The sequence below is a fragment of the Micromonospora sp. DT201 genome (genome assembly GCF_049841575.1).
Lineage (GTDB): Bacteria > Actinomycetota > Actinomycetes > Mycobacteriales > Micromonosporaceae > Micromonospora.
On sequence record NZ_JBNCKP010000096.1, the window covers coordinates 1 to 344 of the forward strand.

The following is a 344-nucleotide window of genomic DNA, read 5'->3' on the forward strand; positions in this document are numbered from 1 at the left end:
GCCACCACCCGAGCCGACGCACCCAACCCCGCCAACTCGTCAACCAACTCCCGCACACCATCAGCCGCCAGACCACGGCGAGACACCAACACCAGATGCCGCACCCCGTACGCGGTGACCAAATGCCGGGCGAACAACGCCCCCAAACCACCCGTCCCACCAGTCACCACCACCGTGCCGCCCGGATCCAACGGCGCCGGAACCGTCAGAACCACCTTGCCGGTGTTACGCCCCTCCCGCAGATAACGGAACGCCTCCGCACCCCGACGCACGTCCCACACCCGAACCGGCGAGTGCCTCAACACACCCCGCTCGAACAAGGCCACAATCTCGGTCAACATCTC

Annotated in this window: 1 protein-coding gene; it reads right to left on the reverse strand. The window is 66.6% G+C overall.

The genetic code is table 11. The annotated features are described in order from the left end of the window. On the reverse strand, positions 1-341 hold a 341-nt coding region (locus tag ACLQ28_RS34570; protein ID WP_425690458.1), incomplete at its 3' end, for a KR domain-containing protein. Between the last annotated feature and the right edge of the window lie 3 nt (positions 342-344).